A 19,284-nucleotide genomic window follows, 5' to 3' on the forward strand; every position below is an offset into this window, starting at 1 on the left:
CCCCAGCTCGAGCGCCCTAACGCGCAGCCGCCCACCCGGCGGCCGCCCGGGGGGCCGGGCGCCGCCCCCCCACCACGTCGGGCCGAAGTCGGCATCCGGCCGCACCCCCACAGGCCGCGGGCGCGGGCCCGGCCGGTGCACCGGCCGGGGCGGCCGCACCCCCGGCACGACCAGGCGCAGCGGGCCCTGCTGGTCGACCAGCGGGGGCTGCGGTGTCGGCACGACGACCATCCGGAGCGACGGGGCGGTCGGCGGCGTGGTGGTGGGTGCGGTCATGGTGCTGCTCCCTCGTGAGGACGGTGCGGGTGACGGGGCGCCGGGGGAGCGGCGGGTTCGTACGGGCGGCGGCTGCGCTGGTCAGGTCGGGGTGGGCGGCGGCCGGAGCACCTGGCCGGGGAGGAGGAGGTCGGGGTCGGCGCCGATCACCGAGGCGTTGGCCGCCCACCACGCGCCGACGGCGTCGGCGACCTGGCGGTCGCCCGGCTCGCGACCCGTCGTCCGCCGGAGGTGCTCCTCGGCGATCTCCCAGAGGCAGTCGCCCCGGACGACGACGTGCCCGGCGGCGTCGGGGGCGGCGGTGGGCGTGGCCGGCTGCTGCGGCCAGTCGGGCGACGTGCCGTGGGTCGCGTGCGGCCAGTCGGGGGCGGCGGGGACGGCGCTCGGGGCGAGCGGTGCCGCGCCGGCGACCACGGGTGCGCCGAGGCCGGCGCCCAGACCGATGCCCAGGGCCACCGCCGCAGCGCGGCGGGCGCCGGCCGGGAGGACGACGCGCTGCAGGCCGCGCGCAGCGGACCCGGCGAGGCCGGGGAGCGCGCCGGCGGCCGTGAGCGCGAGGCCCGCGGCTCCCCACGCCCAGACGGCCCATGCCAGGAGCGCCGCCCAGGACAGCACGACCGCGTCCGGGCCGGCGGTGTCGGCGACCAGCTGGGGCTCCAGCACCGCGGGGTGGAGCGCGGCCGGAGCCGGTCCCAGGACGGCCAGTGCGAGGGCGGTGCCCGCCATCGCGAGCGCCGTCCCGACCAGTCGCCGTGCCGACATGTCGCCTCCTCCCGTGAGCCCGAGATGAGACTAGATCAAGCAAACGCAAGTAAAGGCAATCATCAACAAGGATCTACGCTGATCGCGAGGAGGTGCCGGATGCGCTGGCAGCAGCTCTTCGCCGATCTGCAGGCGCAGTTCGACGAGGCCGAGGCGGACGCCGAGCGGGCGGAGCACGCGTCGCGGACGCGCGCCGAGGTCGGTGCCGTCCGCCTGACCGACCGCCTCCGCGGCGCGCTGGGCGCCCGCGTGTCCCTGCGCTGCCGGGGCGCGGGTCAGGTCAGCGGCGAGCTGGCCGACGTGGGCGTCGACTGGGTGCTGGTGGAGGAGGGAGCCGGCCGGGAGGCGCTGGTGGCGAGCGCGGCCGTGGTGGCGGTGAGCGGGCTCGGCCGGCAGACGGCCGTGCCGGCGGAGGACGGCGTCGTGCGCGGGCGGCTGGACCTGCGGTGGGCGGTGCGGGCGCTGGCGCGCGACCGCAGGGCGGTCCAGCTGCTCCTCCACGACGGCGCGGTGCTCACCGGGACGGTGGACCGGGTCGGCGCCGACTTCGTGGAGCTCGCGGAGCACGACCTCGGCACGCAGCGGCGGCCCGGTGCGGTGCGCGGGGTGGTCGCCGTCGCGCTGGACGCGGTCGTGGTGGTCCGGACGGGGCCCGGCGGAGCGGGCTGACCGGGCGGCTCAGCGCCGGCGGCGTCCTCCGGTCGGGACCGAGGGCTCGTCGGTCTCGGACGGCGCCTCGCCAGGAGCTGGGGAGGGCGGCTCCTCGGGCACGGTCCCGGCCCTGGCCTCGGCGTACTTCTGCTCGATGAAGCGCTCGAGCTCGTCGACCTCCACCCGCCACTGACCACGGCCACCGATCTGGATGGCGATCAGCTCCTTGCGCCGGACGAGCGCATAGGCCTGCGACCACTTCACGTTGAGGATCTCCGCGACGTCGTCGAGGGTCAGGAAGCGAGGTGTGGGCATCGGTGCGTCTCCGTCCGTCCCGGCCAGTGTGTCAGCCGCACCGGTGGCCTGTGACCACCGTCCACACCCGAACGTGTGGACGGCGAATGCACGCACCCTCGTCCGTAGCGCATCATCTGCACCCGATCGACACCGACCGGCGGCGTCGGCGACCAACCGCGCTCCCGCACGACGGGAGGGACCGGAGGAACCGCGCGTGACCGCAGTCCGTCCCGCCCCCGCCAGCGCACCGGTGGACGGCACCCGGCAGGCGGGGCAGCTGCCCGGTGCGTCACCGCGACGGGTGCGCCCGCCGCGGTGGCTGGACCTCCGGCTGGTCCTGGGTCTGCTGCTGGTGCTCGGCTCGGTCCTGCTGGGCGCCCGCGTGGTGGCCGCCGCCGACGCCACGGTGCCGGTGTGGGCGGCGGCCGGCGACCTGGCGGCGGGCACGGTCCTCACCGCCGACGACCTCGTCGTCGTCGACGTCCGGCTCGACGACACCGGGCGGGCGTACCTGTCGACGACGACGCGCCCCGAGGGCCGCACCCTCGCCCGCACCGTCCGCTCCGGAGAGCTGCTGCCGCGCTCGGCCCTGGTGGCGCCCGAAGACCTCGTCCAGCTCGCGCTGCCCGTCCAGTCGGGCTTCGTGCCGCCGAGCCTGCAGCGCGGCCAGCTCGTCGACGTCTACGCGGTGGCCGACCCGGCCGCCGGGGCGACCGCCGTCGCCGACGGCTCGGTGACGGCGGTGGTCACCTCGGCGCCGGTGCAGGCCGTCTCCGGCCGGTCCGAGGGCGTGCTGTCCACGCCGACGACGACGGTGCAGGTGGTCGTCTCCGTCGACGCCGACGAGGCCCCGGAGGTGCTGGCGGCCATCGGCGGGCGGCCGCTGGTGGTGGTCGTGCACGACTCGGTCGACGCCGCGGACCCGGCCGACTGATGGCGCTGCAGGTCTTCACCGCCGTCACCGGCGCCGCCTGGGAGTCCGAGCTGGTCGGGGCCCTCGACCGGGCCGACCACGGCGTGGCCGTCGTCCGCCGCTGCGTGGACGTGTCCGAGCTCCTGGCGGCGGCCGCGACCGGCACCGGGCAGGCCGCACTGCTCTCGGCGGACCTGCGCCGGCTGGACGGCGACGCGGTGGCGCGGCTGGAGGCCGCGGGGGTCGCCGTGGTGGGCCTCGTCGAGCCGGGCGACGAGCGGGCGGCCGAGCGGCTCCGGCAGCTCGGCGTGCACCGGGTGCTGCCGGCCGACGCCGACCCCGAGGCCATCGCCCGTGCGCTGCGCGAGGCGGTGGACGGCGTCCCCGCCGGTGGGCGGGACATCGGGGACCCGCGGGCCGCGCTGCCCGTGCTCGGCGCACACCCGGCGCCGGAGGACCGCCCGGCCGGACGAGGGCGGGTCGTCGCCGTCTGGGGACCGCTCGGTGCACCCGGCCGGACCACCGTGGCGGTGGGCGTGGCCGACGAGGCGTCACGGCTGGGCGTGCCCTCCCTGCTGGTCGACGCGGACGTGTACGGCGGTGTGGTCGCCCAGGTCCTCGGCCTGCTCGACGAGTCGCCGGGGCTGGCCGGCGCGGCGCGGCAGGCGGCCCTCGGTTCGCTGGACACCACCGCGCTGGCGCGGCTGGCCTGGACCGTGCGGCCGCACCTGCGGGTCCTCACCGGCCTGGCGCGGGCCGACCGCTGGCCGGAGCTGCGCCCGCGGGCGGTGAGCGCGGTGCTGGACGAGGCGCGCCGACTGGCCGACCTGACCGTCGTCGACTGCTCGTTCTGCCTCGAGGAGGACGAGGAGCTGTCCTTCGACACGGCGGCGCCGCGGCGCAACGGCGCCACGCTGGCGGTCCTCGAGGCGGCGGACACCGTGCTGTGCGTGAGCGGGGCGGACCCGGTGGCGCTGCAGCGCACGGTGCGGGCGCTCGGCGAGCTGCGGGACGTGCTGCCGGACGTCGACCCCGTCGTGGTCGTGAACCAGGTCCGGCGTGGTCCGGTGCCCGGGAACGCCCGTGCGGAGATCGCCGAGGCGCTCGAGCGGTTCGCCGGGTGCCCGGTCGGCTTCTTCCTCCCCGCCGACCGGCGGGCGACCGACGGCGCGCTCGCCGCCGGCCGGACCCTGGCAGAGGCCGCCCCGGCGTCGCCGCTGCGCGGCGCGCTCCGGTCGCTGGCCGCGCAGGTGGCCGGCGTCCCCGAGCCCGCCGCGTCCGGCCGCCGGCTGACCGGCCGCCGGCGCGCCGGCTGAGCCCCAGCCGGGGGCGTGACGGTCGTCGCATCCTGCTGTGCGCGCGACCGGTGCCCCGTAGCGTGGGGCACCGGCCACCCACGAGGAGAGCGATGGTCGAGCGGCTGACCGCACTGGACGCCTCGTTCCTGTACCTGGAGGAACGGCTCAACCCGATGCACGTCGGCGGCGTGCTCGTGCTCGAGGCCCCGCCGGACGGGTTGGACTCCCTCGCCTCCCTGGTCGCCGCGCGGCTGCCGCTGGTGCCGCGGTACCGCCAGCGCGTGATCGAGGTACCCGGCAACCTGGCCACCCCGGTGTGGGCCGACGACCCCGACGTCGACTGCGCCTACCACGTCCGGCGCTCGGCGCTGCCCCGCCCGGGCACGCAGGCCCAGTTGCTGGAGCTGGTCTCCCGGCTGATGTCGCGGCCGCTGGACCGCAACCGGCCGCTGTGGGAGCTCTACCTCGTCGAGGGGCTGGAGGGCAACCGCGTCGCGGTCATCACCAAGACGCACCCCGCTCTGGTGGACGGGCTCAGCGCGATCGACATCGGCCAGGTGCTGCTCGACCCGGAGCCCGACGCTCCCGTGCCCGCGCCGGAGGAGTGGACGCCGGCCCGGCCGCCGGGAGCCGCGGCGCTGGTGCTGCAGGCCCTCGAGGAGTACGCGCACCGGCCCACAGCGGCGCTCGACGCCGCCCGGCACGCGGTCACCGACGTGCGCGCCGGCGCGGCGCGGGTGCTGGGGGTCGGCCGGGACCTGCTGCGCGCGACGCGCTCGGCGGTCTTCCCGGCGCCGCACACGCCGCTGAACACCACGACCGGCCGGCAGCGGCGGGTGGCCGTGGCCCGGGCCGACCTCGACGACGTCAAGAAGGTCCGCAGCCTGCACGGCGGGACGGTCAACGACGTCCTGCTGACCGTGGTGACCGGCGCGCTCCGCGAGTGGCTGCTCTCGCGCGGCGAGCCGGTGACCGGCTCGACGTCGGTGCGCGCGCTCGTGCCCGTGTCGCTCCAGGACGCCGACGCCTCGCCCGGCGGCCGGGTCGCCTCGTTCCTGGTCGACCTGCCGGTCGGGGAGCCCAACCCGGGCGTGCGCCTGGCCCGGCTCGGCTACGCCATGCGCGGGGTCGCCCTGCACGGCCAGTCCGTCGGCGCCGACCGGCTCATCGCCCTCACCGGGTTCGCGCCGCCGACGATGCACGCCCTCGGGGTGCGGGCCGCGCGGGGGTTGTCGCGGCGGCTGTTCAACCTGGTGGTCACCAACGTGCCGGGGCCCCAGGTGCCGCTCTACGCCGCGGGCAGCCGGGTGCTCGAGGTCTTCCCCGTCGTGCCGCTGGCCCGCGGGCAGGGGCTGTCCATCGGCATGACCAGCTACGACGGGCGCGTGTTCATCGGTCTCAACGCCGACCGGGACAGCGTCGGCGACGTCGACGTGCTCGCCGACCTGATCGAGCAGGAGGTCGCGGAGCTGGTGCGCGCCGCGGGGTGACCCCGGGCCGGGAAGGGCTGCCCGGCCCCGCCGCGCTACGGTCGCCGTCCACCGAGGAAGGGAGCGGACCGCGTGCGCGTGTACCTGCCGGCGACGACGACCGTGCTGCGGACGCTGGTCGACGAGGGGCGGCTGCCCGGCCCGCACACGGCGTTCGCGGTGACGCCGGCGCTGCGGGACTTCTACGCCGTCAGCGAGGCCGAGGCCGACACCGAGGAGCTGGAGTACGCGGCGCTGCTCACCGCGGCCCGCGCCAGCCTGCGGCTGCTGGACGTGGACCCGCTGGCCGCCCGCCGGCGGGTCGTGCTCGCCGCCGACGTCCCGGACGCCGCCGTCGAGCCGCGGGACGACCCCGCGGTCGACCCGGACGCCGAGCGCGGCACGGTGCGGGTGCCGGGCGACATCGCGCTCCGGGACGTCGCCAGCGCCCACATCGACGGCAGCGAGGCGGAGGACGACGTGCGGGCCGCGGTCGACGTGGTGCTCGAGGCCGACCTCGGCAGCGACGACGCCCAGTTCGTCGTCGACCAGGCGGAGGGGCACGAGCTGGCCTGGTACGCGACGCAGGAGATCGGTCCCGCGCTCGACCTGCTCTGAGCCTGCCACGGACTAGGCCGCGTCCCGGTGGCGCGCGACCTGCACGCGCTGCGGCGTCCCGGCCACGACCAGCCAGCCCGAGCCGGGGCGGACGGCCACCGGTGCGCGCGGCAGCCGGACGCCGAGCAGGTCGGCGTCTCCTGGACCGGGGGTAAGCAGCAGCCCGGTGCGGCCGCGCCGCAGGTCGGCCAGCGGCCCCTGGTAGAGGCGGGCGAGATCGGCCGCCTGGCCGGCGGCCAGGACGACCACCGGGAAGGCCGCGGCGGTCCGCGGCGGCAGGTGGAGCGCCGGTGCGTCGCCGAGCGCGGCCGCGTCGTCGACGACCACGACGCCCGGGCGGTCCGTCAGGGCCGCCGCCCACGCCGCGAGGTCGTCGACGGCGGCGGGGTCGGCGACCCGGACGGCCGCCCCGGCGTGCGCCAGGTGGGCGGCGAACGCCTCCAGGGTCGAGGAACGGCCGCTGCCCGCCGGTCCGACGACGAGCAGCCCACCGGACCGCCGGAGGTCCACCGACAGCACGCCGCCCTCGTCCCCGCCGGGCCCCACCGGCAGCGTCAACGCGGACTCGCTGTCGCCGGGAGGAGCGGGCAGGCGGAGCCGGGGGTCGGCGGGCAGCTCGGCGATCCGCAGCGCTGACCGGGCCGCCGCCGGCGCGGCTTGGGGGGCCGCGGGCCGGGGGAGCGCGATCTGGCACTCGACGGCGGCCTCCCCCAGCAGCGCTCGTCCGGGCGGCCGCGCCGTGGGGACCAGCCGGGCCGGGATGCCGGCCACCGCGTAGTCCGCCCGGTCGGGCAGCGGGAGGACGAGCCGCTGTCCGACGGCGGACGCCAGCCGGCCTCCCGGCACCGCGCGGTCAGCGGTGAGCAGGCAGGTGAGCCCGACCGCCGCGCCGTCGCGCACCAGCCGCAGCAGCGCCGCGGAGCCCTGGCCCGGGTCGGCCACGTCCAGCTGCCCGCCGACCGCGTCCAGCCCGTCCACGAGCAGCAGCAGGGCGGGGGACACACCGCCCCGGCGCCCCGCCCGCCGCTGCGCCACCTCCTCGGCCAACCGGGCCACCAGCCGGCTCGTGCGCAGCGGGTCGTCGGCGCCGACCGCCGTGCCGGTGTGCGGGAGCGCCGCTGCGGCGGCCGCCAGGGCACCGCCGCCGTGGTCGAGCACGTGGACGTGCACCTCGTCCGGCGCGAGCCGGTGGACCGCCTCCGCCAGCACGGTGCGCAGCAGCGTCGTCCGGCCGCTGCGGGGACCGCCCACCACCAGCCAGCCGCCACCATCGGCGAGGTCGACCTCGAGCGGTTCCCGGGCCTGGACGTGGGGGCGGTCGACGAGGCCGATCCGCAGGCGCGTGGCGCGCTCGGCCGGCTCGAGCGACCCGGCCGGCAGCAGGTCCGGGAGGGGCGGCTGCCACGGCCGGTGCGGCACCGGGACCCCGGTGGTGGTCGCGTGCCGGCGCAGGGCGGTGGACAGCCGGGTCAGGTCGCCGTCGCCGCCCGCCGGGGCCGTCGCAGCGGCCGGACCACCCGCCGACCAGTACCAGCGGCGGACCACGGGCGTGGCGTCGGCGGCCGGCACGGGCGTGGCGACCCGGGCTGCCTGGAACTCGACGGGGGGTGCGCTCCCGGCGCGCAGCAGCGCCCGCCCCGGCCGGTCGACCGGGAGGAACGCCGCCCGGCTGGTGCCGATCACGTCCCGCGAGTCGGCCTCGTCGGTGGTGCGCAGGCAGATCCGCAGACTGCAGTTGGCCCGGATCTCGGGGGAGACCAGCCCGCCCGGCCGCTGGGTGGCGAGCACGAGGTGCACTCCCAGCGACCGCCCGCGCTGCGCGATGCCGATCAGGCCGGGCACGAACGACGGGTGCTCCTCGGCCAGTGCCGCGAACTCGTCCACCACGATGACGAGGCGGGCCAGGTCGACACCTTCCGGGAGCGCGGCGAGGTCGGCGACCCCGTGCGCGGCGAGCACGTTCTCCCGCCGCGTGAGCTCCGCCCCGAGCGACCGCAGCGCCCGTTGGGTCGCCGGACCGTCGAGGTCGGTCACCAGGCCCACGGTGTGCGGGAGCGACACCGCGTCGGCGAACGCCGCACCGCCCTTGTAGTCGACCAGCAGGAAGGAGCACCGGTCGGGTGGGTGGTGCTGCGCCAGCCCGGCGACCAGGGTCTGGAGCAGTTCCGACTTCCCCGACCCGGTCGTGCCCGCGACCAGCGCATGGGGCCCCGTCCGGCAGAGGTCGACGACCAGCGGCCCCTCGGCCGTCCGGCCGAGGGGCACGGTGAGCGCGTCCCGCGCCCGGTTCCAGCGGCCGGTGGTGCGGTCGTCGTCGTCGAGGTGGAGACCGGGTGCCGGGAGGTCCAGCAGCCGCACCTCGCGCGGCAGGGCGGCCGTGGCCGCGGCGGGCTGCAGGGCGGCGAGGTCCCGGGCGAGGGACTCGGCGGTCGCCCGGGGCAGCCGGTCGACCACGACGTGCCGCGCGTCCGGCTGGTCCGCGCAGCGCAGGTCGCCGCGGGCGCCGGTCTCCCCGCCCAGGGTCAGCACCCCGGCCGCGGTACCGGGCAGCTCGTGCTCCGTGGCGGCGGCCGCGAGCACCACGACGCCCACGTCCCGGCCGGCCCGCAGCGCGGCCACCACGCCGGTACCGACCGGACGGGCCAGCACGACGAGCACCCACGGGAGGCGGGCCGCGTCGCCGGGCGCGTGCTCGGCCACCGCCGCGCGCCGGGCCGCCACCACCCGGCCCACCCACCGCAGCAGCTCCTCGTCGGCGGCCGCGCCCACGGGCGCCAGGTCCACGTGCTGCAGGTGCGGCAGCCACCGGACCCAGTCCCAGTCCGGGGCGCTCCCGGCGTCGGCGACCAGCACGAGCTGGACCTCGTCGGGACCGTGGAGGACCGCGGCCTGGGCGACGACCGCGGCGAGCACCCCGGTGGCCGGCGCACGCGGGCCCACCACGGACAGCCCTCCGCTCGCCCGGAGGTCGACCACGACCGGCAGGTCCTCGGCGGTCACCCGTTCGCGGTCGCCCTCCGGCGACACGCGGGTGACGGCGCAGGGCCGCTGCCCCGTGCCGAGGCGGACGTGGAGCGCGTCCGCGTCACCGCGGCGTCGTTCCCAGACCCGCCCGGACCGGCGCCGGGCGGCGGTCGTCAGCGCCGCCAGGTCCGGGTGCGCGGTCCCGGTCGCGCGCCGGTCGGCGTGGACCGCGTCGGTCAGCCGCTGCTGCGCGTCGGTGAGCGCGGCGGCGTGCTCGGCCGTCTGCCGGCGGCCGTCGCGCCGCCCGGACCAGCGCTCGGACCACCAGGTGCCCACCGCCATGACGGGGCTCAGCAGGGCGAAGAAGAGGAACTGCGGGGTGTGCAGCAGCCAGGCCATCGCGACGCCGGCGACCAGCGGCACCGCGACCGCGATCCAGGCGAGCCGGCGCCTCGGCGCGGGCGCCGGCGGCCGCGGGAACCGGACCTCCACCTCCGGGCGGGTGGCGGGCAACCGGGGGGCGGGGCGCAGCCGCAGCCGCCCGCCCGCACCCCGCTTCAGCGCGGCCGAGCCGCCCTCGGGACCGCGCACGGTCACGGCGCTGGCGCCGAGCCGCAGGACGGCACCGGTCGGCCAGGCGATCGGCGCCGTGGCGACCGCGGCGTCGTCCAGCCGGGTGCCGTTGGTCGAGCCGAGGTCGGCGACGGTGATCTCGCCGGCGGCCACGGTGACCTGCACGTGGCGCCGGGACACGTCGGGGTCGTCGAACCGGACGCCGGCCTCGGCGCCCCGGCCGAGCACGTGCCGGCCCTGCCCGAGCGGCTCGGTGCGACCCGCCTCGGGCCCGCCGACGACGTGCAGCTCGAGGGCGCTGGTCCGCCGCTCCGCGCGTGCGCGCGGACCGGGCCGGCCCCACCCGAGCACCGCGCCGTGCGCCAGCTCCGGGACGTCCAGGGCGAGGTCGTCGGGGAGCCGGGTGGAACCCGACCACAGGCCGTCGACGGCCGGGCCGAGCGCCCGCACGAGGACGGGGACGACCTCGCCGAGGGGCGCGTCGTCGGCGGCCGTCACCTGCACGTCGACGGCGCCGTCGGCGGCCCAGAGGGTCCAGCAGCGGGTGCCGCGGGGCGGCGCGGCTGCGGCCGCGGAGGACTCGATCACCCGCGGATGGTGTCCCGCCCAGGCGCGGGTGGTGGGCGTCGGACGGGCACCTGTGGACAACCGGCCTGGTTGTGGACGACCTCCGGGGATGCCGGGCCGGTCCCGCCTAGCGTCCCGCGTCGACCGGGAAGGGCCCGGACGCACAGGAGGAGCCGTGAAGGTCGACATCGCCACCCTGCAGCACATGGCCGGGCAGTGCCGGACGGAGGCGGCCGACGCCACGGGCCGCCAGGCCGCCCTCTCCGCCGGCATCAACACCTCGGTGCTGGACGGGTGGACCGACAGCCAGGCGGCGGCCCGCTTCACCGAGCTGTCCGAGCAGTGGCGGCTGTCCGCGCAGGGCGTGGCCGACGCGCTCAACGGCATGGGCGGGCTGCTCTCGAACGTGGCCTCGTCGTACCAGCAGCACGAGGCCGACATGGCCGCGCGCATCGGCGCGCTGCTGTGACCAGGTCCTCGTCCGGGGGACGCCGCCCCCGGACGCGGGGTGCCGGCCGGTGCGCACCGTAGGATCGGCGGCCGTCCAGACGGGTCACCGGTGCTTCGTGGTGGGCAGCCGGCCCGCCGTGCGCCGCGGGGTGGGCCCGCGCTCCGCGATCGCCGCGCGCCCGCACGCGTCGACATCGGGAGCGAGCAGATGCAGTTCGGTCGGAACTGCGTACCCGCTCTTGCTGGCCAGCGGCGATCCGGTCAGCAGTTCTCTGACCTGCAGAAATAGCGATCGTCAGTGATCGTTGCCGATAGTCGGTGAGCGTCGGCGTGTGCCATCAGTGTGCCATCATCACCAGCATGGCGGGTGTCGGCGCAGTCCACTGACCTCACCGCCCCACGCCGACCCGGGGTTGTTAACGCGCGGCCTGACGGTAGATGTACGTACCCCGGTTCGATTCTCCAAGGGAACGGGGGGAGCCGGGGCCGCGCTCGCGCTGTCGCCCCCTGAACTTCGGTCGAGGATGACCCATGGCACTCGACGCTTCCCCCGTCCAACCCCCTCCACTCAGTGCCGTCGCCTACATCTGGGTGAGCAGGGCCCACGACGGCACAATCAGACCTGATCTGCAGCTGCGGGCCATCGAGGATCACTGCCGACGACACGGCTACGTGATCATCGAAAAGCTGCAGGACCTCGACCTCAGCGGCCGTATCTGGCGACACCGCCAGACGGAGAAGGCCATCGGCATGATCGAGCACGACCAGGCCGACCTCATCGTCGTTTAGCGCTGGTCCCGGGTGTCACGGCCGTTCGCTTGACCGAGCCATCTGCCTGCCGCTGGGGCGCGGAGGATCCGCAGAGGCCCACGCGGCTGGTGATGCTGGGTGGGCTCTGTCGACCCGCCCCAACGACACTCGCTAGACCCGAATGCTCAGTAAGGTCGCGCGTGTGACTGGGGGGACCGCGCAGAGTGGGTCAGGTGGCTCCTCAGGCGGGAAGCACGCGATGGTCGCGGTCTTTTTCGGTGTGCTCTCAACGCTTGTGGCGTCGGCATCAGCCTTTGTCGGCATCTTCAAGGACCTCGGTCTAATCGCCGGTTTGGGTCTGGTCCTCGGCCTTGTCGCTCTTGCGGGCGCGGTGATCCTGTACCGACGGAGGCACCTTGGAGCGTCGCGGAGGGGTCTCACACTGGTTGGGACCGCCTTTGTCTTGGCGGCGACCCTCCTCGGCCTCAGCGTCGTGACACCCCGCGAGGGCGATTCGGGGACTGGTGGTGGAGGGACCTCGGCGACCGGGAGCAGTACATCCAGTAGCAGCTCCGGCACCTCTGCCAGCCCGACCGCCAGTCCGACTGCGTCGGCCATCAACTTGAGCCAGCCGTGTAACGCGCCCGATCCGACTGACCCCGTCCTGCCGGACGTAGAGATTTGCGTGGTCTATTGGTGCAAGAACCCGTTCCTCGGTGCCGATGGGCTTCCTGTTTCTGGCCAGAGTCAGGTCAAGATCCGTCCGAGAATCATCAACAACACGAGCGAGTCGATTGACATCTCTCTGCACGCGCCAACCACCCTTCGTCTCCTCGTACGCTCTCGCGCCATCGACCAGCGCTGGGCTCCTCCGCCCCTCACAGCGTCAGCGGGCGACGCCCCCTTCGTCGTTGAGTGGGAGGGACAGAACTACTGGGCCATACCGCCGAACGTCCCACGGGACGCAACACCGGTGGCGGGAGGCATGTGGAGCGGCTTTGCCACCATCTGGGACGGGCAGACCATCGAGCCTGGCAACTCGTACTACAAACCATTGCGCCAGAACGCAGACGGTTCTCCCGTGCAGGAAGGTGACCTCGTCTTCCAGGTGCCGACGGAGGCGGACGGCAGTATCGACGTCCTCGGCTTTGCTCTTGTGATTGACGGCGTCGTCCGAGGGGTGGCCAAGTCGTCCGACTGGCCTGAGCCGGTGCACGGGGCCACTTTCTAAGGCATCGAGCGGCCGGTACCGAATGCGCTGCCGGGCGGATGTGGCCTTGCCGACCGTCTAGTCGCGGGACTTAGTTGGATGCGCGTACCGGGTGGCTTCGCTGACGTGACGGTCGTGGTGCTCATGTCGGGGACGCCGAGATGAGCCCGGCGACCCTCGACGAAGGTGTGCCGAATCCTTGTGGGGAGCGCTGACTTGACCTCTGGCGAAGACCTCGTGAGCGGCTTGGTGCTCAGACGTCTTCCGGATGGCGGTGTCCGGCCGGGTGGCTGCCGTTGCGCGGATGGCTTCGAGGTCCTGCCGGGCCTCGGTGCAGTCGAACAGCGGACAAACGGTGAAGCCCCCGTACGAGCGAGCGATGCGTAGCCCGGCTTGGTGAAGACGGTGGTCCACCTCGTCGAGCGCTTGGCGTACGCGGTCGAGGGTCCGGCCGAGTGCTGCTGCGATGTGGGTGTTGAGCGTTGGCGCGCCTCGGTCGTAGAGCAGGCCGATGAGGCCGGGGCGTCGTCGTCCTCGACTCGGGCGGCCTCGACTTCGGATGACCTCGCGTCGAGGTCGTGACGCGGTGGAGGCGGAGGGATCAGCGAGCGCAGAAGAAGGCCCAGTTCGCCGGCCAGGCGCGCGAGGGTCTCTACCCTGACCACCTGGGGCGACTTCATGCCATAGAACGGTGTTCTGACTCGCGAGGTCGTCGAAGAGCCGCTGCAGCCACCCGACGTCGGATCCACAAGGGTGGAGCCGGCTGTCGACCCGCCTGTGGATCCGCTGCAACTGCTGACCCCGGCCGAGGCGGCGCGCATCACCGGCGTCAAGGTCCACACCGTGCGCAGTTGGGACGCTGCCGGGTATCTGCCCGACACGTACGTCGCCCCCGACGGAGGGGACCGGCGCTACGCCATTCAGGACCTGCGCCGCATGAAGGCCCGGTTCAAGAACAAGGGCGTGTGGGTCGCGCTCTGAGCAAGCCCTCCAGCAGGCCACGGCTGGTCACCGCCTGCCAGTGAGCGTGCGGATTCGGTGGTGCGCCTGACAGACGACCTCACACTTGTCGATCTCGGCGTCGATGGCGGCAAGGCTGTAGCCGCCGAGGGCAAGCCGGGATACGCTTGCCCGCTTGTCGCCACGGACGTGGTCAAATTCCAGCAGGCTGGGATTCATTGGCGGGCCGCAGTCATACCCGTGAAGGCCGCGGTCTGCGCAACCTCTTGCAAGCTTGATGGCATTTACGTGAGCCACATTCCGATCGACGATGGCTCGATCAAAGGCGCGCACTCGATCCCTATTAGCCTGCGCCCAGTCGCGCATCTTCCGGTTGTACCGGCCTCGGTCTCGCTCTCGATGGCGCCGGGCATACTCGGCCGTCTTACCTGGGTTCCTCGCGGCCCAGGCGGCGCGCACAAGGGCTGCGCATGGTCGGCAGTTGTAGTGAAGGCCATCCTTCGTGGCGTTGTTCACGCCGAATTCTTCACGCGGCTTTGCGCGCTTGCATCTGGCGCAAACCTTCGGGGTTTCGGAGTTCGACTTCATGAGCGGAGCGAAGCATTCAGAGCGACATGAGTCAAAGTTGCACCGTGGCAATGCGGCAGCTATTTATACGCATGGGGGTGAATGCGATTAAAGGGCTACGGCTGCGTCATCGTGAGGATCTCGGCCTCAGCGGCGGGATCTGGCGACAGCCCCAGATGGAGTCCATTGGCATGGTTGCGAACATTCGCCACACGACGTCCACCGGCCGGCTGGCCTGAGGCGTCCCGGCCGAGCTCGCGGCGTTCGTGTCCGACCGCATGCGCGCCTGTGGCGCTGGAATCGCTGCACGGCGCAGGGCTGGCCCGCCCAGGGGTACAAGGTGTTCGGCTACCGCATGCGTGCCGACGGCAGTAGGGGTTCGGGTCCGCGGCCACCCGTCGACGCGCGGCACCGCCTTGTGCTTTGTCGCTCTAGAGGCGGCCTATGGGACAGATGCTCGACCTCCTCCCGCCCGGCGCTGCCGACCTTTTCGCGACACGGCGCACGGCTACACCGGGCACGGCCTCCAGGTCGATATACCGTCGCCTCCCTTGGCACTGGAAACGGCAGCGACGAAGGTCGGAAAGCGCCGACGAGCGGCCGACCACACGCGCTGCCGGCGCGCTGCCTGACCGATCACCCACCCCCAGTGAGGTTCCGACCATGCCCGCTAGCAAGCCCCTCCCGCGCACCATCGCCGTCACGTTCACCGGCACGACGGAGCAGGCAAACCGGCTGATCGCCATCGTCAACGAAGCCGTGTGCCTCATCGACCCGTCCGCACAGATTGCCTGTGACGGGTTCTGGCCGCACGCCCTCGGCCCCGACGTGGTGGGCCTCGCCGCCAAGGACCGTCCGAGGCCGGTCAACCTGAGCGGCGGCAGTTACAACGCCACCGGGGCCTGACTGTCCTCAAGTGGGCAGCTACGGGACACGGAGCCGGCTTAAGTCCCTGGTGTCACGGTGTAGGTCCCGATAGGTGGGGCGCCCAGCAGGCCGGGGACTGGGATTACGTAGATGCGGCCGGTCGAGCCGCGTGGGGATTCTGGGATCGCCCACGTCTGCCCGGGACGGCTTTGCTGAGGCCGTCCTCGGCAAGGACGTGACGCGCTACTTCGCCGAGGGGGCGCAGAACTCCGGTCGCTACCTCAACTGCTGACGTCGTGCGGGCGATGATGTGTTTTCCATCCCCGTTGGCAGCGGCTCCGACAGGCGGCGGGCGGCCGCTACGAAGGCCGCACGCCGGTCGGGGTCGGTGACCAGTTCGAGGGGGATGCTCACCCGCTTGCGATAGGCAGCTCGGATGATGACGTCTCGCTTCAGGGGTGCGCCGGCGGCGATCAGGTCGTCGAGGTAGCGGCCGAGGGCCTCCTCACCGGCTCCTGTCGTCCATGCGAAGTTGCAGCCCAGCACCGCCGGTTCCCCGCAGTAGACGCTGAGGGGTGTGACGTCGGCGCCGGAGGAGGTGCCCGAGATCGAGTAGCTGGGGAACAGGCCGGAGCCCTTCTCCTGTACCCGGAAGCCGTGGGTGACGAGCTCGCTCGTCAGCGACGCCACCGAGTCGGCCAAGCCGGGGTCGCGTTCCCGCAGCCACGAGTCGACGTCAGCCTGGGTCCATGTGGTCGAGGCGCGCGGGGAGGCACTCGAGGCTGGTCGCGCATCTTTCTCGTCCGCGGACTCGGAGCCGTACACGGTGGGGATGAGGATCTCCGTCGACGCGTGGACTGCACGCCGCAGCTCGATGGCAAGCAGGCGCATGCCGGCCGTGGTGTGGGTGTTCAGGTATCGGACGATGCGCCGGAGGTCCTCGTTGATCGCGTCCACCGCGAGGACCAGCGTGAAGACGCCGGCGCGCAGGTTGGCGGCCAGGTTCTCGCGGCCCTCGGGGGAGCCCTCGAAGAGTTGGTCCAGCGAGGGGCCGTTCTGCGCGGACCACTGCCGCTGGAAGTCCTCCGGGGTCAGCTCCGCCAGGCGGGATGCATAGTCGAGGACCTGTCCCATGATCGTGCGCCGGATCTCCTGGTTCCGGGCGAGCTTGCACTCGACGACAGTGATGGTCCCGTCGGTGTCGACGACGACGAGGTCGGCCGGTCCCACGCCGGTGCTGAACTCCCGCACCGCGACGGCCTCCCGGCCGATCCCCTCGATGAGGCTCGGCTGCTCGCCCAGAAGTCGCTGCAGCTCGTACTCGTCGACGTAGCCCTCTGACGTCGGGCGCTGCCAGCTGCCGCCGTCGGTGCGGACGAGGACATCTGTCGTGGGGGTCATCGGAGGCACGAACAGACGGTCGCACGGCCGTCCGGGGCCCGGCCGCTGCCGCTCCGAAATCGGACGCCGAGGGCTGTGCCTATGGCGTCGTCGCGTCGGGATGCTGGCGTGGCGGCCCACGTCTTCGTCGTGTTGGGCACCCTCGATGTGTTGCACTGACGACGTCATCGTCTCCACGGAGGTGCGGGGCTCCTGCTGGGCCGGGCGCTCCCCCGGCAGCAGCCGGGCGGCGGATCACGGTGACGTTCGAGGCGGACGTCGATGACGTCGACGTGCAGACCGAGGTTCTTGGATTCATCGCTCGTGCACAGCTGCCCGACAACGTCGACGTCAGCCAGGTCGCGGTCGACCAAGTCGCGTCCCAGACGGCCTCCGACCTGACAGCCTCGGTGCAGCTGCAGACGTTCATGGCGGCACCGTGGCAGCGGGTCGAGGACCGGGTGCCATCGCTGACGGTCGAGCCGATGTGGGCCGCGGTCGCCGTCAGCCAGCCGCCATTAGGGTAACGGCATGGATCGGTATCGGGTCACGATGGAGTTCGACATCCTCATCAGCGACGACGAGGCGGGGCGGCAACTCGCCGAGAACACAATCAATGCTGTCCGGCGATTCCACGAGGGACTCGGGCACGTCACCTTCACCGGGTCGGGCGCGTCTCCTGAGGTGACGGCCCGCAGTCTGAGCGACAGCCCTCCCACGGTCGCGAGCGCGGTCGGTGTGCGTGCCCTGTTCATGGGGGCTCAGCAGCTGCCGTGGCTGACGGTCGAGAAGTTCAACGTGGAGAGCCGGCCGGCGGACCAGCCTGAGGGCTAGCTGGTGACGAAGTCCTCGACGAGAGCGTCGGCGACTGCAGCCTGCAGGTCGCGGAGCTTCTCTACGTCCTCGCGGTCGCGGGCCCAGGCGCCTGGGCGGCATCGACGCCTAGCTGCCGCCGGCGCTCCTTACTCGTGACCGCCGCGGCCGCCGCGGCATTGACGAGCTCAGCGTTGCGGCCGCCACCGGCTCGGATGCCGTCGCGACGGCCGAAATGGTGCACGTACGCGACGCCGCGGGGACTGCGGCAGCTGACGACGATGTGCGGACCCTCGAAGCGGACCACCGTGCCTGTCGCGCGGCGGGGCCGGCGGACGTCACCGGCCGTTTCGATGGTCACCTGGTCGCCGGGGGACAGTGCGGCGAGCTGGTCGACGGTGAGCCGATTCTCAGCGGACACGTTGCCTTCTCCCTCCGGCGCTGATGCCCGGGGGAAGCCGCGGCGAAGGCCACGGTACCCGTGCGGCACGACGAACTGGTCTGCCGAAGTCAGCCCCCGTCCGCAGGCGCTCGTCGGTGACAGGCAAGCTGGCAGACGTGTCAGCTGGAACCACCGCGATCGAGATCGTCAAGGTCACGGCCCCCGTCGTGGGCACTCTGGGCGGTGTGTGGCTCGGTTTCGTCATCGAGCGGTGGAAGCGCAGCGACGACCGGGGAGCCGCAGCCGAACAGCGGGAGCGAGAGCAGGCAGCAGCCCGGGAGGACGCGCAGCGGGCCGCGATTGCGAGGACGATGACGGCTGCAGTCGAGTGGCGTCGCGATATCTCGGTGGCTGCGTCGGCGTTCGTCAGCACTCAATCAGCCGTCGTTCTCTTGCCTCAACTGGAGAACTCCCATACGGCCTTCGGTGAGGCCCTGTTCTCGGCCAGCTCGTTGATCACGGATCGGGCCATCCTCGACGCCCTCGAGGAGATGCGGCAGTTGTACGAGGAAGGGTTCGGCGCGATGGCGGGTCTGATGGAAACGTCGACGCGCCCCGCCGATGCGACTGTGTTACAGGCGATCGCACGCGACGTAGGTGACCGCTTGTCGACACTGCAGCACGCGACTCGAGTCTTCGCACAGCCTGGCGCTGATGAGCCAGGCAGCCGCTAGCGGCCCTGTTGTGTCGCTCGACCGGGTGGGTGTCACTATCCCTGCCATCGTTAGGCTCGGGAAGTGGCTCTGACCGGCGCGATCATCGTCGCCATCGGGGCGGTGCTGGTCGTCGTAGACGCCGTGCACCGGTTGAGGACGACGACAGCGACCATCGATGGTGGAGACGCGAGCACGGATTTCGCCGCGGAAGAACACAAGGCCAAGCTGTTCGCACTGGCGGCGACGATCGGGGCGACCCTGGCCCTCGTGGGTGCCGTTCTGACAGTGCTGTCCCTCTAGGAGCCTGCTGCAGAACGGGCTGCGCCCATGAGTCGCGGCCCGGTGCGTCCGAGGCGTCTTTCAGACGAGGAGCGGACGAAATCTGCGGGGCGTTTCGGCGATGTAGTGGGATCCGATTTGCCCGGGAGGGGGGTTGTGGCAGATCCGCCGTCGTGACCTATCAGCGCCCATGCCGGTGTCCACCAGGTCGAGCATCGGTGCGCTTAGGAGGTCCGTGATGACGCGCACCTGATGAGTGGGGGACCAATTAGGGGATCGGTGGAGGATTGCAATAGACAGACCGAGACGCAGGCGATCGCAAGGCATGAAACTGTGGCCGCGGTGGATCAGCCAAATATTGGCGCGTTGCGGGAAGGCTACTCGCCACCGAATTCCAGCCGCCACGCTCCCCTCGGCCGAGGATCGAAATATGATGACGTTGAGGCGCGGAGGCGTCCAGCTGCCAGAAAGGGACCCCTTCGGGGGCGAGGATCGCAATGACCTAGAGGACTGGCTTGAGTA

20 protein-coding genes and 1 pseudogene are annotated in these 19,284 nt (G+C 73.4%); 15 read left to right on the plus strand and 6 right to left on the minus strand.

What is annotated here, in order from left to right; genetic code table 11:
* Positions 1-276 (minus strand): annotated as a pseudogene (locus ACI797_RS17670) (Rv3235 family protein); the annotation flags it as partial.
* 81 nt (positions 277-357) lie between these two features.
* Positions 358-1,038 (minus strand): hypothetical protein, encoded by a 681-nt coding sequence (locus tag ACI797_RS17675; protein ID WP_456860056.1) that lies wholly within the window; start codon positions 1,036-1,038, stop codon positions 358-360.
* Between the two features lie 99 nt (positions 1,039-1,137).
* On the opposite strand from ACI797_RS17675, the gene ACI797_RS17680 reads away from it, so the two are divergent.
* The gene (locus tag ACI797_RS17680; RefSeq protein WP_456860057.1) at positions 1,138-1,707 is read left to right on the plus strand and encodes a hypothetical protein; all 570 of its coding nucleotides are present in this window, start codon (positions 1,138-1,140) and stop codon (positions 1,705-1,707) included.
* 9 nt (positions 1,708-1,716) lie between these two features.
* On the opposite strand, the gene ACI797_RS17685 is transcribed toward ACI797_RS17680, so the two are convergent.
* Entirely contained in the window at positions 1,717-2,004 is a 288-nt protein-coding gene (locus tag ACI797_RS17685; RefSeq protein ID WP_456860058.1) for a helix-turn-helix domain-containing protein, read from the minus strand.
* Positions 2,005-2,200: 196 nt separating this feature from the next.
* Here ACI797_RS17685 and ACI797_RS17690 point away from each other — a divergent pair, with 196 nt between their 5' ends.
* The 4 genes from ACI797_RS17690 to ACI797_RS17705 all read left to right on the plus strand — a co-directional run bounded on the left by ACI797_RS17690 (position 2,201) and on the right by ACI797_RS17705 (position 6,284).
* Positions 2,201-2,920 (plus strand): SAF domain-containing protein, encoded by a 720-nt coding sequence (locus tag ACI797_RS17690; protein ID WP_456860059.1) that lies wholly within the window; start codon positions 2,201-2,203, stop codon positions 2,918-2,920.
* The gene (locus ACI797_RS17695) at positions 2,920-4,215 is read left to right on the plus strand and encodes an AAA family ATPase (RefSeq protein WP_456860060.1); all 1,296 of its coding nucleotides are present in this window, start codon (positions 2,920-2,922) and stop codon (positions 4,213-4,215) included. The genes ACI797_RS17690 and ACI797_RS17695 overlap by 1 nt, the downstream gene beginning before the upstream one ends.
* 92 nt (positions 4,216-4,307) lie before the next feature.
* Complete coding sequence (locus tag ACI797_RS17700) at positions 4,308-5,687, plus strand: WS/DGAT/MGAT family O-acyltransferase (protein WP_456860061.1); 1,380 nt, start codon at positions 4,308-4,310, stop codon at positions 5,685-5,687.
* Between the two features lie 72 nt (positions 5,688-5,759).
* Complete coding sequence (locus ACI797_RS17705; protein ID WP_456860062.1) at positions 5,760-6,284, plus strand: DUF6912 family protein; 525 nt, start codon at positions 5,760-5,762, stop codon at positions 6,282-6,284.
* A gap of 12 nt (positions 6,285-6,296) precedes the next feature.
* Here the strand turns inward: ACI797_RS17705 and ACI797_RS17710 are convergent, their stop codons facing one another.
* Positions 6,297-10,409: an FtsK/SpoIIIE domain-containing protein gene (locus ACI797_RS17710; RefSeq protein ID WP_456860063.1), complete on the minus strand. Its 4,113-nt coding sequence runs from the start codon at positions 10,407-10,409 to the stop codon at positions 6,297-6,299.
* A 154-nt stretch (positions 10,410-10,563) separates the two neighbouring features.
* On the opposite strand from ACI797_RS17710, the gene ACI797_RS17715 reads away from it, so the two are divergent.
* From ACI797_RS17715 to ACI797_RS17740, 6 genes are all read left to right on the plus strand, one after another.
* Positions 10,564-10,857, plus strand: coding sequence for a WXG100 family type VII secretion target (locus tag ACI797_RS17715; protein WP_456860064.1), 294 nt, complete (start codon positions 10,564-10,566; stop codon positions 10,855-10,857).
* 512 nt (positions 10,858-11,369) lie between these two features.
* Complete coding sequence (locus tag ACI797_RS17720) at positions 11,370-11,627, plus strand: recombinase family protein (RefSeq protein ID WP_456860065.1); 258 nt, start codon at positions 11,370-11,372, stop codon at positions 11,625-11,627.
* Between the two features lie 220 nt (positions 11,628-11,847).
* Positions 11,848-12,819: a hypothetical protein gene (locus ACI797_RS17725; protein WP_456860066.1), complete on the plus strand. Its 972-nt coding sequence runs from the start codon at positions 11,848-11,850 to the stop codon at positions 12,817-12,819.
* A 732-nt stretch (positions 12,820-13,551) separates the two neighbouring features.
* Entirely contained in the window at positions 13,552-13,779 is a 228-nt protein-coding gene (locus ACI797_RS17730) for a helix-turn-helix domain-containing protein (protein ID WP_456860067.1), read from the plus strand.
* A 60-nt stretch (positions 13,780-13,839) separates the two neighbouring features.
* Entirely contained in the window at positions 13,840-14,376 is a 537-nt protein-coding gene (locus ACI797_RS17735) for a hypothetical protein (RefSeq protein WP_456860068.1), read from the plus strand.
* A gap of 612 nt (positions 14,377-14,988) precedes the next feature.
* On the plus strand, positions 14,989-15,231 hold the full coding sequence (locus ACI797_RS17740) for a hypothetical protein (protein ID WP_456860069.1): 243 nt from the start codon (positions 14,989-14,991) through the stop codon (positions 15,229-15,231).
* A 237-nt stretch (positions 15,232-15,468) separates the two neighbouring features.
* Here the strand turns inward: ACI797_RS17740 and ACI797_RS17745 are convergent, their stop codons facing one another.
* Positions 15,469-16,770, minus strand: coding sequence for a hypothetical protein (locus ACI797_RS17745; RefSeq protein ID WP_456860070.1), 1,302 nt, complete (start codon positions 16,768-16,770; stop codon positions 15,469-15,471).
* A 62-nt stretch (positions 16,771-16,832) separates the two neighbouring features.
* Between ACI797_RS17745 and ACI797_RS17750 the strand changes: the two genes are divergently transcribed.
* Both ACI797_RS17750 and ACI797_RS17755 read left to right on the plus strand, forming a co-directional pair.
* Positions 16,833-17,099, plus strand: coding sequence for a hypothetical protein (locus tag ACI797_RS17750; protein ID WP_456860071.1), 267 nt, complete (start codon positions 16,833-16,835; stop codon positions 17,097-17,099).
* Between the two features lie 25 nt (positions 17,100-17,124).
* On the plus strand, positions 17,125-17,406 hold the full coding sequence (locus tag ACI797_RS17755) for a hypothetical protein (protein ID WP_456860072.1): 282 nt from the start codon (positions 17,125-17,127) through the stop codon (positions 17,404-17,406).
* Between the two features lie 61 nt (positions 17,407-17,467).
* Here the strand turns inward: ACI797_RS17755 and ACI797_RS17760 are convergent, their stop codons facing one another.
* Positions 17,468-17,806: a hypothetical protein gene (locus ACI797_RS17760; protein WP_456860073.1), complete on the minus strand. Its 339-nt coding sequence runs from the start codon at positions 17,804-17,806 to the stop codon at positions 17,468-17,470.
* A 116-nt stretch (positions 17,807-17,922) separates the two neighbouring features.
* Here ACI797_RS17760 and ACI797_RS17765 point away from each other — a divergent pair, with 116 nt between their 5' ends.
* A complete protein-coding gene (locus ACI797_RS17765) occupies positions 17,923-18,501 on the plus strand; it encodes a hypothetical protein (protein ID WP_456860074.1) in 579 nt (192 codons plus the stop codon).
* 63 nt (positions 18,502-18,564) lie between these two features.
* On the plus strand, positions 18,565-18,783 hold the full coding sequence (locus tag ACI797_RS17770; protein ID WP_456860075.1) for a hypothetical protein: 219 nt from the start codon (positions 18,565-18,567) through the stop codon (positions 18,781-18,783).
* Positions 18,784-19,284: the final 501 nt, after the last annotated feature.

This window comes from Geodermatophilus sp. SYSU D00691, from assembly GCF_054050275.1.

Bases quoted from the DNA above. Each gene is read 5' to 3' on its own strand.
- ACI797_RS17695 (WP_456860060.1), top strand. From the start codon at position 2,920: ATGGCGCTGCAGGTCTTCACCGCCGTCACCGGCGCCGCCTGGGAGTCC.
- ACI797_RS17675 (WP_456860056.1), bottom strand. From the start codon at position 1,038: ATGTCGGCACGGCGACTGGTCGGGACGGCGCTCGCGATGGCGGGCACC.
- ACI797_RS17755 (WP_456860072.1), top strand. From the start codon at position 17,125: ATGGAGTTCGACATCCTCATCAGCGACGACGAGGCGGGGCGGCAACTC.
- ACI797_RS17700 (WP_456860061.1), top strand. From the start codon at position 4,308: ATGGTCGAGCGGCTGACCGCACTGGACGCCTCGTTCCTGTACCTGGAG.
- ACI797_RS17725 (WP_456860066.1), top strand. From the start codon at position 11,848: ATGGTCGCGGTCTTTTTCGGTGTGCTCTCAACGCTTGTGGCGTCGGCA.
- ACI797_RS17685 (WP_456860058.1), bottom strand. From the start codon at position 2,004: ATGCCCACACCTCGCTTCCTGACCCTCGACGACGTCGCGGAGATCCTC.
- ACI797_RS17720 (WP_456860065.1), top strand. From the start codon at position 11,370: ATGGCACTCGACGCTTCCCCCGTCCAACCCCCTCCACTCAGTGCCGTC.
- ACI797_RS17740 (WP_456860069.1), top strand. From the start codon at position 14,989: ATGCCCGCTAGCAAGCCCCTCCCGCGCACCATCGCCGTCACGTTCACC.
- ACI797_RS17680 (WP_456860057.1), top strand. From the start codon at position 1,138: ATGCGCTGGCAGCAGCTCTTCGCCGATCTGCAGGCGCAGTTCGACGAG.